The 16943-nt window shown below is 21.4% G+C and carries 18 protein-coding genes; 3 read left to right on the top strand and 15 right to left on the bottom strand.

All coding sequences use genetic code 11. The annotated features are described in order from the left end of the window. Positions 1-15: 15 nt before the first annotated feature. The 8 genes from U0T64_01650 to U0T64_01615 all read right to left on the bottom strand — a co-directional run bounded on the left by U0T64_01650 (position 16) and on the right by U0T64_01615 (position 6242). Positions 16-807 carry a YchF/TatD family DNA exonuclease gene (locus U0T64_01650; protein ID XBC41074.1) on the bottom strand — a complete coding sequence of 264 codons (792 nt, stop codon included), beginning with the start codon at positions 805-807 and terminating at the stop codon, positions 16-18. Positions 808-830: 23 nt separating this feature from the next. After that, entirely contained in the window at positions 831-1844 is a 1014-nt protein-coding gene (locus tag U0T64_01645; protein ID XBC41073.1) for a DNA polymerase III subunit delta' C-terminal domain-containing protein, read from the bottom strand. After that, positions 1823-2458 (bottom strand): dTMP kinase, encoded by a 636-nt coding sequence (gene tmk / locus U0T64_01640; GenBank protein XBC41072.1) that lies wholly within the window; start codon positions 2456-2458, stop codon positions 1823-1825. Before tmk ends, U0T64_01645 begins: the two co-directional genes overlap by 22 nt. A gap of 83 nt (positions 2459-2541) precedes the next feature. After that, the gene (acpP, locus tag U0T64_01635; protein XBC41071.1) at positions 2542-2778 is read right to left on the bottom strand and encodes an acyl carrier protein; all 237 of its coding nucleotides are present in this window, start codon (positions 2776-2778) and stop codon (positions 2542-2544) included. A gap of 97 nt (positions 2779-2875) precedes the next feature. Further along, positions 2876-3610 (bottom strand): 3-oxoacyl-ACP reductase FabG, encoded by a 735-nt coding sequence (gene fabG / locus U0T64_01630; protein XBC41070.1) that lies wholly within the window; start codon positions 3608-3610, stop codon positions 2876-2878. Positions 3611-3642: 32 nt separating this feature from the next. Next, positions 3643-4554 (bottom strand): ACP S-malonyltransferase, encoded by a 912-nt coding sequence (fabD, locus tag U0T64_01625; GenBank protein ID XBC41069.1) that lies wholly within the window; start codon positions 4552-4554, stop codon positions 3643-3645. 369 nt (positions 4555-4923) lie between these two features. Then, a complete protein-coding gene (gene rpmF / locus U0T64_01620) occupies positions 4924-5088 on the bottom strand; it encodes a 50S ribosomal protein L32 (GenBank protein XBC41068.1) in 165 nt (54 codons plus the stop codon). 209 nt (positions 5089-5297) lie between these two features. Next, on the bottom strand, positions 5298-6242 hold the full coding sequence (locus U0T64_01615) for an RluA family pseudouridine synthase (protein ID XBC41067.1): 945 nt from the start codon (positions 6240-6242) through the stop codon (positions 5298-5300). Between the two features lie 206 nt (positions 6243-6448). Here U0T64_01615 and U0T64_01610 point away from each other — a divergent pair, with 206 nt between their 5' ends. Beyond that, positions 6449-7687 (top strand): Rne/Rng family ribonuclease, encoded by a 1239-nt coding sequence (locus U0T64_01610; protein XBC41066.1) that lies wholly within the window; start codon positions 6449-6451, stop codon positions 7685-7687. A gap of 790 nt (positions 7688-8477) precedes the next feature. Here the strand turns inward: U0T64_01610 and U0T64_01605 are convergent. The 7 genes from U0T64_01605 to flgB all read right to left on the bottom strand — a co-directional run bounded on the left by U0T64_01605 (position 8478) and on the right by flgB (position 13628). After that, the gene (locus tag U0T64_01605; protein ID XBC41065.1) at positions 8478-8798 is read right to left on the bottom strand and encodes a rod-binding protein; all 321 of its coding nucleotides are present in this window, start codon (positions 8796-8798) and stop codon (positions 8478-8480) included. Between the two features lie 2 nt (positions 8799-8800). After that, complete coding sequence (locus U0T64_01600; GenBank protein ID XBC41064.1) at positions 8801-9928, bottom strand: flagellar basal body P-ring protein FlgI; 1128 nt, start codon at positions 9926-9928, stop codon at positions 8801-8803. Positions 9929-10023: 95 nt separating this feature from the next. Beyond that, a complete protein-coding gene (locus U0T64_01595) occupies positions 10024-10722 on the bottom strand; it encodes a flagellar basal body L-ring protein FlgH (GenBank protein ID XBC41063.1) in 699 nt (232 codons plus the stop codon). A 75-nt stretch (positions 10723-10797) separates the two neighbouring features. After that, complete coding sequence (flgG, locus tag U0T64_01590) at positions 10798-11580, bottom strand: flagellar basal-body rod protein FlgG (protein ID XBC41062.1); 783 nt, start codon at positions 11578-11580, stop codon at positions 10798-10800. A 14-nt stretch (positions 11581-11594) separates the two neighbouring features. Beyond that, complete coding sequence (locus U0T64_01585) at positions 11595-12335, bottom strand: flagellar basal body rod C-terminal domain-containing protein (GenBank protein ID XBC41061.1); 741 nt, start codon at positions 12333-12335, stop codon at positions 11595-11597. Positions 12336-12808: 473 nt separating this feature from the next. Next, positions 12809-13219 (bottom strand): flagellar basal body rod protein FlgC, encoded by a 411-nt coding sequence (gene flgC / locus U0T64_01580; protein ID XBC41060.1) that lies wholly within the window; start codon positions 13217-13219, stop codon positions 12809-12811. Between the two features lie 4 nt (positions 13220-13223). Next, entirely contained in the window at positions 13224-13628 is a 405-nt protein-coding gene (gene flgB, locus U0T64_01575; protein XBC41059.1) for a flagellar basal body rod protein FlgB, read from the bottom strand. Positions 13629-13854: 226 nt separating this feature from the next. Between flgB and flgA the strand changes: the two genes are divergently transcribed. Together flgA and murJ are read left to right on the top strand one after the other, a co-directional pair. Further along, the gene (gene flgA, locus U0T64_01570) at positions 13855-14517 is read left to right on the top strand and encodes a flagellar basal body P-ring formation chaperone FlgA (GenBank protein ID XBC41058.1); all 663 of its coding nucleotides are present in this window, start codon (positions 13855-13857) and stop codon (positions 14515-14517) included. Between the two features lie 883 nt (positions 14518-15400). Next, positions 15401-16942 (top strand): murein biosynthesis integral membrane protein MurJ, encoded by a 1542-nt coding sequence (gene murJ / locus U0T64_01565; protein XBC41057.1) that lies wholly within the window; start codon positions 15401-15403, stop codon positions 16940-16942. Position 16943 lies beyond the last annotated feature (1 nt).

The raw sequence follows: 16943 nt of genomic DNA, 5'->3' as shown, positions 1-16943 counted from the left end.
ATCTTTGTTAGAAATCTATTTAAAATCTATATTTACATTAAATAAGGTAAAAAAATTTTTTGTAGTATGATACGCAAGATTTTCAATACTAATATTTTTTAATTTAGAAATGATTAAAGCTATATTATATAAATAAGCTGGTTGGTTTTCTTTTCCTCTATAAGGCTCTGGAGATAAATATGGAGAATCTGTTTCTAAAAGTATTCTGTCTAATGGTATAAATTTTACTGTTTCTTGTATATCACGAGAATTTTTAAACGTTGCAATTCCGGAAAAAGATATATAGAATCCCATATTCAATAGTATTTTAGCATTTTTTTTATTTTCAGTAAAAGAATGAATAATTCCTTGGCATTTATTTGCTGATTCTTCTTTTAATATTTTAATGGTATCTTGTATTGCATATCTAGTATGTATTAACAGCGGTTTTTTAAATTCAATTGCACTGCGAATGTGTTCTCGAAATAACATTTTTTGAAGAAAATCATATTTTTCTATTTTATGAAAATAATCTAATCCTGTTTCTCCTATAGCTATTACTTGTTTTTGTTTAAAAAATTTTTTTAAACTTGTTATTTCATATTTATTTTTATTTACATTTAATGGATGGATTCCACAGGATAAAAGTATATTTTTATTTCCTTTTATAAAATTTTTTAGATAGTTAAAATTATCAATAGATGTTGATACTGTTAACAATAATTTAATATGGTTTTTTATAGATTTTTCTAAAACGTCTTTTAATCCCATATGAATATTTTTATAGTCTAATAAATCAATATGACAATGCGAGTCTACGAAAAACATAGTATCTTTCTCTTTTAAAAAAATTAATTTTTATTTACTTTTAAAGTACTTTTCCATCGTAATAATTGTTCAGTTAATAATAGTTCTGAATTAATTCCTATGATGTTATTTAATCTAAAGTTACAATGCATCCATGATCTTAAACTGTAGTCTAAGAGATAAAAAGAGCATTGACTTTGTAAAAATTTTATCATAGATATCTTATCTAAATTTATTATATTATTTTCATTATCATATTCTATTTTTATAGAATCCAATAATAAGCTACATAACCAGAAAATCTTTTTTTCTATATTCCCAAGTTTAAAATTATTTAATAGACGAAAAAAACTTCCGTTTTTTATGAAATCTTGTAGATAAAGAAGAAATGTATCTCGTTCTTTCCATAAAGATTTAGAAATAAATTTTTGTGTTAACATAGGAAGTCCTTGATTTATACGCAAACAGGTTATAATAGTTTTTTTATTCATTTTTGGATTTTTATTTTTTAACCAAGTATAGCTAATTTTTTCTAATGGAACAGAAATTTTATATAAAATACAACGGCTACGTAATGTAGAAAATAGTGAATGAGAAAGATAGTTTGTAAATAAAAAATATGTATTTTTAGGAGGTTCTTCTAAAGTTTTTAGTAAAGCGTTAATGCCATGTTTGGTTATCTTTGAAACATTAGGAAAATATACAATTTTATTTCTATCTTTTTTAGGAGTATAAAATATTTGATTGCATACAGTTTTTATAATTTCTATTCCTATTATATTTTTTGTAGATAGCAACTCCATGTCATACCAATCAGGATGATTTTTCGTGTTCATTAATATGCAATTTTTACATGTTTTGCAAAACAAAAAATTTTTTTCTTTTTGAGAACATAGTAACCAATATCCAATCATCTTTACTAATAAAGATGTTCCTATTCCTCTATTTGTTTCTAATATAATAGAATTATTTGTTTTTGTTTGTTTGAAATGATTAATTATATTTTTATAATGTATTAACAACCATGGATATAAATTCATACGTTTTTTTTTAACCATGAATAAAATTCTAATTTAAAAATTTTTTTTACTAATTTTAAATTGTAGTTAGCATTTATTTTAATAATTTTTGGATTTTTTTTTACAAATTTTAAATATGTATTTCGAACTTTCGTGAAAAATTCTAATTTATTTTTTTCTATACGATCTAAATTTTTTCTTTTTTGAATTCTTGTTAAACCAATAATAGGCGTGACATCTAAATAAAATGTGATATTAGGAACGATTTTGTTTACAAAAGTTGATTGTAAAAATAATATTGTTTTTTCTTTAATTCCACGTCCTCCTCCTTGATAAGCTAAAGAAGATAATGTATGCCTATCGTTAATGATCCAGTTCCCTTTTTTTAGTTCAGGATTTATAATTGATTTTATTAATTGGATTCTTGCAGCATAAATTAATAATAATTCTGTTTCATCAAAAATATGTTCTTTTTTTATAGAATTTTTAATTAAATATCTTATTTTTTCAGATAAAGGTGTACTTCCAGGTTCTCTTAATGTTTTTACATTAGAAATGCCATATTTTAACAATAATTTTTTTGTAAAGTTACATATGGTAGTTTTTCCAGAGCCTTCGATTCCTTCAATTACTATAAATTTACCTTTTAACATTTTAAATTTCCCAATTTAGTAATGTATATTTAATAGTTTTTTGAAAGGATTAAAATGTCTATTAAAAAATAAATTGGAATTTTTTATTTAATTTTATCTTTTACGAATGTAAGTAGTGATTGTACGGTATTAAAATTTTCTGCTTCTTCATCTTGTATTTCAATATTGAATGTATCTTCTAGACTCATAATTAGTTCGACATGATCTAATGAATCTGCTCCAAGATCTTCAACAAGAGAAGACATATTATGAATATCTTCTTCCATTACACCTAATTGCTGTGATATTATTTTTTTAATTTTTTTTTCTATACAGTTCATATAAGTAATCCTGTGACCTTTGAAATTAATGTTTAAAAAATAAAAAAATTATACTATTAAGTTATAAGTATTTTTATTTTTATGGTATTAAAAAATTTTAAGGCATGTACATTCCACCATTTACGTGTATGACTTGACCTGTAATATAATTCACGCGATCAGATATTAAAAATAAAACAGTCTCGGATATATCATTAATTGTTCCAAATCTTTTCATTGGTATATTTAAAAGATATTTATTTCTTTTTTTCTGAGTTAAATTCTGTATCATATTAGTTTTTATAAAACCGGGTGCTATCATATTTACACAAATTCCTTTGGAAGCCACTTCTTTTGCTAAAGATTTGTTAAAACCAATTAATCCAGATTTAGACGCAGAGTAATTAGTTTGTCCATAATTTCCTATATGACCTATAATAGATCCTATCGTAACAATTTTCCCTTTTTTCTTTTTTGTCATTCTTTTAATAATAGGTTTTGAAATATGAAAAACAGAACTTAAATTAACTTGTAAAACATTATTCCAATCTTCATATGTCATATTAACTAATAGTTTATCTTTTACAATTCCTATATTGTTAATTAATATATCAATATATTCAAAATTTTTATAAATTTCTATTATAGTATTTTGAATTGAATTAGGATTATTCACATCAAGAATTATTCCTGTTCCATTTTTTTTAAGATAATTTTTAATTATTTTTATTCCATGATTAGATGTAGATGTTCCAATCACAATAATTCCTTGATGCATCAATTTTGTGGCAATTCCTTTTCCTATACCACGACTAGCTCCTGTCACTAATGCTATTTTTTTTTTTAATTTCATAATTTGTTTTTATGTAATTATTTTAAAAATGTTCAGATAAATTTATTTTCATTATTAAGTGAAATTGATGGAATTGCAACAAGAAATTTATTTAGCTTAGTGAGTGTATTATTTAATCCAGCTTCTAGAAATATAGATGTTTTTTTTTTAGATAAATATATAATAGAATCCATCCATCTTACAGGACAATATAACTGTCTAGATAAAGCTTTTTGAATAGCTAATACAGAAGTTTCTATTTTTGCATCAACATTATTTACTACTGGAAATATAGGTTTTTTAAAAGTTGTGTCTTTTAAAACTTTTAACAATTTTTTTGCAGCTCTTTTCATTAATAAGCAATGGGATGGAGGATTTATAGAGAGACGGAAAATTTTTTTAGCACCATTTTTTTTGCAAATTGTACTTATTTTGGATACTATAGATTTTTCACCCGAAATAACGATTTGATACGGAGTATTTATACAAGCTATTGAAACTTTTTTTTTATTTTTAACATTTCTTAAAATATTTTGAATATCGCATTTTTTTAATCCTAATATAGCATGCATAGCTCCTTTTTTTTCTTTCATACATTCTTTCATAAGTTTATTGCGAATAATAATTAACTTTATAGCGTCTCTAAACTTTAAAGATTTAGAACACACTAATGCTGAATATTCTCCTAAGCTATGTCCAGCTAACATTAATGGAATTTCTTCGTTCTTATTTTTCCAAAGTCGATATATAGCAATTGATGCTGTTAATGTAATTAGTTGAATATATTTACTTTTATTTATTAATTCTTGCGGATGATTTTCAATTAATTTTTTTAAATTATATTTAATATAATCAGAAGATTCTTCAAACGTTTTTTTTATAATTGGATATTTTTTTATAAAAGAAAATAATAAATTTATGTTTGGTATTTCTTGTCCAGGAAATAAAATAGAATATGAATACATTAATAGCCCTTTCAAAATAAAAAATCTAAATTTTATGGTTGAAGAGATTTGTTATTTTTTTTAAAAATATAAAATTATAATTAATAATTTATACTATGTTATTTTTATAAATTATGTGTTTACGTTGTCATGTAAAGATAAATTTTTAATTTCATAAAAATATTTTTAAGATCTTTTACTAATAGTATTTTTAAATATAATATATTTTTATATCGATACATTCATTTAAATACATATAATTACTAAAAATCACTTATTTTCTATGTTTTATTTAAATAGTATATTAATACATAAAAATATGAAGTGCTATTGTATTTTAAATAGCACTTATATATTAAATATAAAATGTATGTATTAAACATATAAAATTTAAATAACTTTTTTACCTTTGTAATATTTTTTTTTAGTAATATGATGTCTAATATGAAGCTCTTTAGATGTTTTATCTATAGACAACAATGGAATATTTATATGGTCATGCGATCTTCGCATTCCTCTTTTAGAACGAGTTGGTTTATTTTTTTGTACTGCCATTAATATTTCCTTTTTATTGTGTATATTAAATTTTAAGTTTTAATTAATAATTCTAAAATTTTTAATAATATGAGATATTTAAAATATGTATTTCAAAACTTTAATAAGAATAGATAAATTCTTATAATTATTTAATATTATTAATTACAAATAGTTTTTATAAAATTTATTTAAACATTTTTAAATTTTTTTATAAATATATGATTATTTTAAAGTTTATTTAATATTCTTTCAAATTCTTTATCTATTGGGGCAGTTACTTTTAACTTTTTTTTTCTCCTTGGATGAAAAAAAGTAATAGAATTAGCATGCAATAATAATCTTTTCGTAGAACAATTATTTTTTACTTTTTGATCTAGTTCTATTTTACCATATTTTTCGTCCAATACAATCGGATGGTTTATATATTGAGTATGTACTCTAATTTGATGAGTTCTTCCAGTTACCGGGGTAATTAACATTAGAGTGTTATTAGTATATTTTTTTTTGATTTTAAAATAAGTTTTTGAAAATTTTCCATGAATATTATTAATGGTTACAATATGATTTTTGTAAGATCTTGTTTTTAATAAAGGAGCAGAAATATGCTTTACATCTTTTGGCCAACATCCATGTACTAAAGCTAAATATTTTTTTTGGATTTCTTTTTTTCTAAGTTGTTTATGTAGTTCGCATAGTATTGAACGTTTTTTAGCTAAAATTAAAACTCCTGATGTTCCTTTATCAAGTCTATGCACTAAGTCCAGTTCTATTTCTTTCGCACGTAATATTCTAAAATATTCAATAATACCAGAGTTAATTCCACTTCCACTATGTACTGCCATTCCAGGGGGTTTATTTAGTATTAATAAATCACTATCTTCATATAAAATACTATTAATAAGAAGAGACTTTAATTTTTGACTTAATTCAATTTTTTTTATTTTTTTGTAAAAATTTTTAATAGAAGGAATTACTATATAATCTCCTAATTGTAATTTGTATTGAGGTTTTATACGCTGTTTATTAATTCTTATTTGTCCCGTTCTTAATTTTTTATAAATTGTATTTTTCGCAAGTTTTTTAAATTTTTTTAATAAAAAATTATCTATTCTTTGTTGTATATTTTCTTTTTTTATATTTATAAATAATGTAGAAGTATTTTTGGTATTCATAAGTTTTCCTATATCGAATATTTTTATAAAAAATTTTAAATTATGAAAAGTGCTGTTAAAATTTATAAAATAATTTATATCAATAACTTTAATCACAACATATATTATTAATATAATTGTAGTATATTATTTTAAAATATAAATCTATAAATTTTATAGTTTGTTCATGTTTAAATGTTTATGAATTTTGAAATGAGAAAATTATAATGAAAAGAATTTTAGTTAATTCTAAAAAAAAAGAAGAACTTTTTATTGCTTTTGTAGACGGTAAAATATTATATGATCTAGACGTAGAATACTTGGAATGTAAACAAAGAAAGCTTAACATTTATAAAGGTAAAATAATTAGGATTGAATCAAGCTTAAATGCGGTATTTGTTGATTACGGATCGAATAAAAATGGATTTCTTCCATTTAAAGAAATTTCTAAAAAATATTTTTTTAAAAATAATGTAAATAAATTTTATCATGGTACTCAAAATTCTTTAAAATTAGGACAAGAATGCATTGTTCAAATAAGAAAACAAGAAAGAGGGAAAAAAGGAGTTTCGTTTACTACCTTTATAAGTTTAGTTAGCAGTTATTTGGTACTAATGCCTGAAAGTCCAAAAATTCAAGGAATATCTAAAAAAATAAACGGTAAAAATAGAGTTAATTTAAAAAAAATTTTTTCATTATTAAAAATTCCGCGTAACATGGGATTAATTATAAGGACTTCAGGCTTTAAACAGTCAGCAATTGAACTACAAATAGATTTAGATATTTTATTAAAAAATTGGAAGACTATAAAAGAAATTGCAAAAGTAAGTTCAGCGCCAATTTTAATTCATCAGGAAGGTAATGTAATTTTTCGAGTTTTACGCGATTGTCTTTATAATGAAATTGATGAAATTCTTATTGATAATCCAATTATTCTCAAGTATGTATATGAATATATACATTTATTAAGACGAAATGATTTCACAAATAAAATAAAATTGTACACTAAAAAATGCTCATTGTTTAAATATTATCAAATAGAATCACAAATTAACTCTGTTTTTCAACGCGTTCTTAAACTTCCTTCGGGTGGTTCTATTACTATTGATACTGTAGAAGCATTAACTGCTATTGATATAAATTCAGCTCATTCGAAAAAATACTTAAATATTGAGCAAACAGCATTTAATACAAATTTAGAAGCTATTTATGAAATTTCTCGTCAATTACGATTGCGCGACTTAGGAGGATTAATTGTAATTGATTTTATTGATATGAAAATACTTAATAATAGAAAATTGATCATACATTTTTTACGTAATATTCTCCGTAAAGATCGTGCATGTATTAAAATTGGGAGTATTTCTAAATTTGGTTTATTAGAAATGTCTAGACAACGTTTAAGTGCTTCTTTAGAAAAATTTAATTATTATTATTGTTCTATATGTAACGAAAAAAATAAATGATGATTATTAATTTTAATTGTTATTTCATATATAAATTCAAAAACGTTTCTTAAATTTTTTAAAAGTATTTTTTATTTTTATTTTTATTTTGTCTGCTTCTTGAGCATATATTTTTTTATTTTATTTTATAATTTGAAATTTTTGGATGATATTCAAATCTATGAAAAACTTTTATTTGAAAGTTTTATTTTAATTAAATATTCAAATATTATTTTTGTTGAAGTAGATAAAAATTTTTTAGAATATACTTCTTTTAAAAGATAGTTTGTTATTTCGTATTATATTTTTAATACTTACCAATGAAGTTTAAATTTTTAATAAATAAATTTATATTATTTAAACTTTAAGATGTAATTTTTTAAAATAGTATAAAATTTTAAATAATGTAAAAAATTTTTTATTAATTATAGTTTATATTTTCAATACATTTTTTTATTACATTAATATTATTTGTCTGTATAAATATTATTTATTAACAGTTTTATATTGATGTGAAAATATATAGCAAATAAGTTTTTAACAACTTAAATTTACATTCTATTTTATAGAAGATTGAATACTTAAAAAAGTAAAATTTTTATAAAATTTTATAATAAATATTTAATGTTCTATGTATATTAGATATTTTTATTTTTAATTATTAAGTTTTGTTTAAAATAATATTTAATAACTTTAATTATAAAAAAATAAAAATAAAAATTTACAATAATATGTTATATATTTTTATATATTTAACAATTAAATATTGCAAATATTTTAAAATAAATTTCAATTTTTCAAATTTGTTTTTTTAAATTGCAATATTTTTATTTAACAGATTTATCTGTTTTTCGATCATTTCTGCTAATCCTAATCCTTTTTTACTAATTTCTTGAGTAATGAATTGATCGTACATATCTGAATATATATTTTCGTGATCTTTTCTAATAAAATTATCTTTTGGAAAACTATTTCTCATGCTTTTAAGCATCATGTATAAAAATATTTCTTCTACTTGTTTTGCTATTTTTAAAACATTACTATCATGTTTTTTTTCAAAAAATTTTGGTAGTTTAGAAGTAATTTCAAAATTTGAATCTTGATTTATAGGAAAAACAAAGTTTTTATTCATTATTATATAACCTCTAACTTAGCACGTAGACATCCTACATTGTGCATAGCTTGTAATATTGATATCAATTCAAATGGCTTAATTCCAAGTGAATTAAGAGCACGAACTATATTATTGAGATGTACAACTTTGTCAATGTATTTAATTTCATTGTTATTTTTGTAATCATTATTATATTTATTATCTTTGTCTTTAATTTCTAAAGTATTAGTCTCTACATTAAAAAAAGGAATATGAAATTTTTTTTGTTCATTGTTTGTATTATTAATAATCATAGATATATCTCCGTGTGCTATTGCACATGAATTTATTTCTATTTCATTATTCATGACAATATCGCCAGTTTTAGTATTAATAATTATTTTTGCATCTTGAATCGGTAGATCAACATTAATATTTTGAATAGTTGACAACATTTTAACTTGTACAGTACTATCTCCGGAAGTATGTAATTGTATAGTTTTAGAATTTAGTGCAACTGCAGAATTTGGATATTTAGTATTAATTAAATCACTAATTTTTTGAACTACAGAAAAATCTTCATTATTGAGTTGTAAAACGATAATTTTATTTTTTCCGAAATTAGTATAAATTTCTCTTTCTATTATAGCGCCATCAACAATTCTTCCACTATTATATAGATTAATTGAAGAATTTTTAAAGGTATTTTTTTGGAAGTATTTCTCGTCGACTGTAACATTTCCTTGAGCAATAGCATATATTTTATTATCAGTACTTCTGAGAGGAGTCATTAATAATACTCCCCCTTTTAAGCTTTTTGCATTTCCAATGGAGGAAACTATAACGTCTATTTTTTGCCCTATATGAATAAAATTTGGATACTTAGCTGTAACTATTACTGAAGCAATATTTTTTAATCGCATATTCTTTTCCATAGAAAAATCAATTCCTAATTGAGCCAACATATTTTTCAGTGTTTGAACAGTATATGGGATATGATTAGTATCATCTCCAGTTCCATTTAAACCGGCGATTAAACCATATCCTATAAGTTGATTTTCGCGAATTCCTTGAATAGTAATTAAATCTCTTATTTTTTCAGCATATGTATTTGTAGTTATTAATAAAACCAGTGTAAATACATATTTCAATAATATTCTTTTGAACATAATATTCCTTAATTGATTGATATCAATAATTAAATATTTTATATAAAGTATTAACCAAGGAAATATTGAAATAAATTTTTTTAAATTTAATTATATTAAATCGATAAAATACTTAAAAATAAACGTTGAAACCAACCAATACGAAGACCTTTATTAATAAATCCATCACTTATATATTCGATACGCGAATTAGCTATTTGAGTTGATATTATAGAATTATCTTTAGAAATATTACGAGGATTCACTATTCCGGAAAAACGTATTTTTTCCTTTTCGTCATTAATGGAAATTTTTTTTTCTCCTGAAACTTCTAAATTTCCATTAGGAAATACTTGACGAACGGTAACTGTAATTAATCCGACAAATGTATTGTTTGCAAATAGGCTACCTTTCCCTGTAAAATCGTTTTTAGAAAAACCATTTAATCCAGCTTGATTCTCATAATTATTATTTTTATGATTAGTACCAAACGTTATTCCTAAATCAGTACTACCATCATGTGTTAAATTATTAGATAAATTCTGACTAGCACTGACGTTTTCTTTTAAAACAACAATTAGAGTATCTCCTACATTATGCGGTCTATAATTTTCGAATAATGGTTCAAAGTAAGAAATATTTGTATTTTGTTCTTTATAATTTGAATTATTAATTAAATCTGGCCATATTATGGATAAATCTGAAAATCTCGACTTATCTTGGTTTAATATTTTGCTTGGATTTAACACACAACCATTAAGTGTCACAAACAAAATACAAACCAAATAATATTTAATTCTAAAAGTGAATGTCATATTTTAAAAATATAATCCTTAACAATTCTAATTTAATAAAACTTTTATAGTTTTAGAAATACGTATAAAGTTATGTTATAATTGAGACAATTTTTGTAGCATTTGATCAGCTGTAGTAATAACTTTACTGTTAATTTCATAAGCACGTTGGGTTTGAATCATATTAACAAGTTCTTCTGCAATATTAACATTAGAAGTTTCCACATATCCTTGATATAGTAATCCAGTCCCGTTTAGTCCTGGAGCAGTAACAATAGGACTTCCAGAAGCTTCAGTTTCTTGATACAAATTTTCTCCTAAATTTGATAATCCAGAACTATTAACAAAATTAACAAGATGTATTTGTCCTGCTTGAACAGGTTGAGATTGGCCTTGTACAGTAAAGGTTACTGTTCCATCTCTTCCTACATGCATATTTATACTACTTGATGGAAAACTAATTGTAGGTTGTATAGGAAATCCACTATTTGTAACTAATTGGCCATTTTGATCTACTTGAAATGATCCATCTCTTGTATAAGCTGAATCTCCATCTGGAAGTTGTACTTGAAAGAATCCATTTCCATTTATAGCAATATCTTTAGAAGAATCGGTTTTAGAAAGATTTCCTTGATTATGAATTCTTTCTGTAGATACAGGTCTTACTCCTGTCCCCATTTGTAAACCAGACGGTAATGTTGTATCTCCAGATGATTTAGATCCTGGTTGTCGTATAGTGTGATAAATTAAATCTTCAAAAATTGCTCTAGATCGTTTAAATCCATTAGTACTTACATTAGCTAAATTATTAGAAATAACATTCATATTTATTTGTTGAGCATCTAATCCAGTTTTTGCAATCCATAAAGATGGTATCATATTTAAAGAATCCTTTAATTGTTAATGTTTAAAAATTTATTAATAAGTTGTGTGTTTTCATCGCAATTATGTAATATTTTCATTTGAATATCAAATTTTCTGGAATCTTCAATGATTTTAATTATGTTTTCTGAAACGTTTACATTACTATCTTCTAATGTTTCAGATAATATTTTTATATTTGAGCAATTTTTAATATTTTTACTATATAAATTACTTTTTTCGAAAAAATACAATCCACCATTTTTATAATTTAAATCTTTAAAGTCAATATTTACTAATTTAATTTTATCGATTGTTTCATCAACATTGTTATTATTTCTGACAATTTTTATTGTTCCATCGGAGAGTACTTTTATGTTTTTATGTTCTGGTATAATTATTGGTCCATTTTTTCCAATAACTATATTTCCCAGACTTGTTAATTCTCTCTTTGAATTTATTTGTAAATTTCCATTTTTAGTATAAGCTAGGTTATTTTTTTTAGTTTTTATTTCTAACCACCCATTTTGGTTAATAATAGCAATATCTAAAGGACGCTGGGTATGTCTGAAAACTCCTGGTGTTGGATCAAAGTATTTTTTAAGTACTTTCTCATTATCTTTTTCGGATATGTTATTAGATAAAATAATAGGAGATATTAGTATAGATTTGAATCCTATTGTTGACGCATTGGCTATGTTATTGGCAAATATTTCTTGATTATCTAATATTCTTTTTGCAGACATCATAGCTGTGTACTTTAAAAGTTCCATAAATATTTTATAAAATTTCTTTTTTAAAAGTAATTCAGGAGATATTAATATAAAATATAAAAAATTAAAATCAAATATTAATATTTTATATTAATTTTTATGTGTAATATTATTACAGAAATTTTAAAAAGTTAATATAAAAACTTTAATTAAAATTTTTATTTTTTAAACATATCATATCTTTTAAAAATTGCAGCAGATTTTAAAACTCATTAAAGTAACTTTAGATAAATCAAATATATTTAGTTTATTTTTTTAACTATAATATATGTATAAAATAGTTTCTTGAACTTTTATTATGTACATCATATGTTTAAGCACTAAAAAAATTATGTATAATTTTAATATGTGTATTTTATAATTTTAAGATAATTAATATTAATATTAATTTAACAATTATATCTAAAGATAAAATAAAATTTTTTAAAAAATTTTATTTTATAAAAATTCTAATAATTTAAAAATATCGTATTTTATTGTCCTATTGTTAGTGTTTTTATAACCATAGATTTTGTTGTATTAAGTACTTCTAGCATTGCTTGATAATTTCTAGATGCTGCAATAAAATTTACTGTTTCAGTAACTACATTAGCATTTGAAATTTCAGAAAATCCTTTAGAATCAGAAATAGGACTATTTGGATCATATATTTTTCTTAATGGACTTGTATCATCTATTATTTTTTTTACTTGTGTACTTTTAGATTGAGAATTATTAGTAGTATAAAATTGCAATATAGCTTTTTTTGCTATATATGGATGTAATTTTCCATTTTTATTTACTAAACTATCTATATTAGCTAAATTATCTGCATGAACTTGCATTTTTTGGGATTGTGCCATCATTGCTAAATTAGAAATGTCAAATATTTTTAATAATGACATAAATTTATCCTTTTAATATATTCATAAGATTTTTAAATTTATTGTTTATAATAGAGATTTCTATTTGATAAAATAGACTATTTTTAATAAAATTAATTTTTTCACATTCTGCGTTTACTGGTTTTTTTGTAAAAATATAGTTTTTATTTACAATTTTTTGATTGTCATTAATAATATTGAATTTTTTTAAAGGAATATGTTTTTTAGATGTTAATTTCAATTCATTTTGAAAATTTTTTTTGCTTTTTTTAAGTAAAGAATCCAATGTTTTTGAAAAATCAATGTTTATTGGAATATAGTTAGGTGTATCACTGTTTGCAATATTTGAAGCAATTAGTTCTTGTTGATACGCACGTAGGTTTAATATACATTCATTTACATAGAATTCTTGATTTAATTTATTTAACATTTTCAATCCGCAAAGTATTTTTAAAAAATTTAATATTTTTGTATTATTCATATATTAAATTTTTAATCTTTTTCTATTAATTATATTTTTAAGGTATATTAAACTAAAATGTTTAAAACATTAGTCTTTAATAAATATACTTTATATAGAACAATAACTACTTGGAATAGTATACATTTAATTTTTAATTATAAAAATTTTTAATATAATTAAAACGGGAAAACATATGATTTTAAAGATTTATATTTTTTTAAATTTTTTATTGTTTTTTTCTTTTTCAGTTCAAGCTGATTCTTTTCAAGAACATCTTATTAAATTTTTAAAAGAAAAACAAACTTTTTATTCTAATAATATGAGTATTTTTTTATATAATAAAATTCCTTATAAAACACAAATGAATTGTTTTTCTCCAACATTTATTTTATTAGATGTTTTCAAATCATCAGAATTAATGAACATTAAAGTAATTTGCGGTCATATACATCAATTTATTCAAGTAAAAGTAGAAATTAAGGGAGAATATATAGTAGCTTCTCGAAATATTAAAAAAGGACAAAAACTAATTGATTCAGATATATTTGTAAAATATGGAGTTTTACAAAAAAAGTTTTTTAAATTGTATTTAAATAAAAAACAAGCGTTAAATTTAATAAGCTTTAAAAAAATAAATAAAAATGAATTAATTACTAAAAATTTATTACATCCTGTATGGTTAATTAAAATTAATCAAAAAGTATTAGTCATGATAAAAAATGAAGGATTTACAATTATTTCTAAAGGAAGAGCTATTAATAATGCTTATAAAAATCAAATAGTGAGAGTAAAACTTAAAAATGGGAAAATAATATTAGGACTAGTAGACAATGATGGAAATGTTATTGTAACTTAATAATTTTTTATAATTTATTTTACATTCATTTTTTTGAAATAAAATTATGTATTTGTGTATTATTGTAATTTTTTAATAGATTTTTTGATATTTTAAATAAATTTAATTGAATTTGTATGGTTAGGAACTTAATATAATAAAAAATTTCTTTTAATAAAATATTTGCCATAGTTTAAAATGTTTATTTTTTGATTAAATTTTATTGAATAATACATATTTTTATTACGTAGTATATAATTTTAGAGTGATTATTGTATTACATCAATTTTATAATTTTAAAAATTCGTATAATCTATTATTTCTTTAGTATTTATATTTTCTAAATTTTTTAAACTTAAAATTTTTTCAGAATCTCATTAAAATTCTATTGATAAGATTTTTTCTATTAAATATATAAAATTTTTACTATTTTTTATGAATTAAACATAAAATATTCATTTATTATAAATTTTAATGTAAATTTAATAAAATTAGTGTATTTTCTCAATTTTAATAGATAATTTGTACTATTTTTTTTGTAATTTAGTAAAAGATTTTTTATTAAATACATATTTTATGTTATCAGGTCTTTTGTGATAAGGTAAAAAATAATTTTTAAAAAAGTAGAATTTTATTCTAATACATTAAATATTTATTGTTTAATTAAATAAAAATAATAAAAATTTTCATAATTTTAGATGTTTATAAAAATTATTTATATATTTTATTATTTCTCAATATTTTATAATCTATTAAGTATATATTCTGATTTTAGGATCTTTATAATGAGTTTTTATTTTAATTTCTACATGTCAATAGTTAACAATCGTATTCAATTAATATTATTTAAAAAAATAATAATTTTATATCATGGGACTAGTTATAAAAAAGGGAAAATAATATTATGAATGTATTGAAATCACTAACATTATTAAGTATTATAACTTTTTTTTCTAAAATATTAGGTTTTATGCGAGATTCGCTTATCGCATATACATTCGGAGCATCAGGACTAACTGATTCTTTTTTTTTAGCTTTTAGAATTCCAAATTTATTTCGAAGGATTTTTTCAGAAGGTTTTTTTTTGCAAACCTTTGTTCCTATTTTGTCAGAATATAAAAAAATTCATAATATAGAGCATGTTAAAAAACTAGTTTCTAATATATTAGGTTTTATGGTTGTTTTTTTAAGCATTTTTACAATTTTTGGGATACTATTTTCATCACAAATAATCTTTTTCATTTCTCCTGGACTAAAAAAAAATTTTTATAAGTTATATTTAACAACAGAGATACTTAAAATAATTTTTCCTTATATACTTTTTATTTCCTTAGGATCACTAATTAGCTCTATTTTAAATTCCTGGAATTATTTTTTGATACCAGCTTGTTCTTCTATTTTATTAAATATTAGTATTATAATTTTTATTTTATTTTTTTCTTCATATTTTTATGTATCTATTTTTTCTTTAGCTTGGGCATTTTCGTTAGGTGGATTAATTCAATTGATCTATCAAATTTTATTTTTAAAAAATATTAATATGTTAGTATTTCCTCAATGTAATATAAAAAATTTTAAATTATATAAAATTTCAAAAAGAACAAAAATCATTATTTTTGGAATTATAATTAATCAGATTTCATTGATTATAAATACTATTTCTTCTTCATTTTTGATTTCTGGATCTATATCATGGATTTATTATGCTGATCGATTAACAGAATTTGTTTCAGGTATTTTAGGAGTATCTTTAGGAACTATTTTATTGCCATTATTATCTCAACAATCGAATAATAAAAATAATAAAGAAAACTATAAATTGTTAGACTGGGCTCTTCGAGTAGGGTGTATAATAGCTATTCCTAGTTCTTTGTCTTTAATGATTTTATCAAAAGTAATAATAATTGCATTATTTCAATATGGAAATTTTTCAATATTCGATGTAATTATGACTAAAAATATTTTAGAATTTTATTCTATTGGACTAATTCCATCAATTTTAACGAAAGTTATGTTATCCCAATATTATTCTAAAAATGATTTTATTAATCCTGTAATAATTTCTAGTTTTATTTTAATAGTTACACAGATTATGAATATATTATTTCTTCCTATTTTAAAGCATAATAGTTTTGCTTGTTCAAGTAGTATTTCTTCTTGGATTAATTTTGTCTTGTTATATTGGATTTCTATTAGAAAAAAATATTTTTTTCCAGAATATGGATGGTTAAATTTTTTAGGAAAGATTTTTATTTCTGTTATAATTATGTTTCTTGTATTGTATTTAAATTTAGTTTTTTTTTCTAATTGGCATTCAATAACTATATTCCATAAATTATTTCAATTAATTTTAATTTGTTTTTTATCTGGTTGTAGCTATTTTTTAATGTTGTTTGTATTAGGAGTGCGATTATCTCATTTTTCATTATTTTTTTTAAAAAAATAAA

The sequence above is a fragment of the Buchnera aphidicola (Nurudea yanoniella) genome (assembly GCA_039829995.1).
In the GTDB taxonomy this organism is placed as follows: Bacteria; Pseudomonadota; Gammaproteobacteria; order Enterobacterales; family Enterobacteriaceae; genus Buchnera_B; species Buchnera_B aphidicola_AV.
Note: the sequence above shows the minus strand (reverse complement) of the source record. Positions and strands in the feature narration are given on the sequence as shown.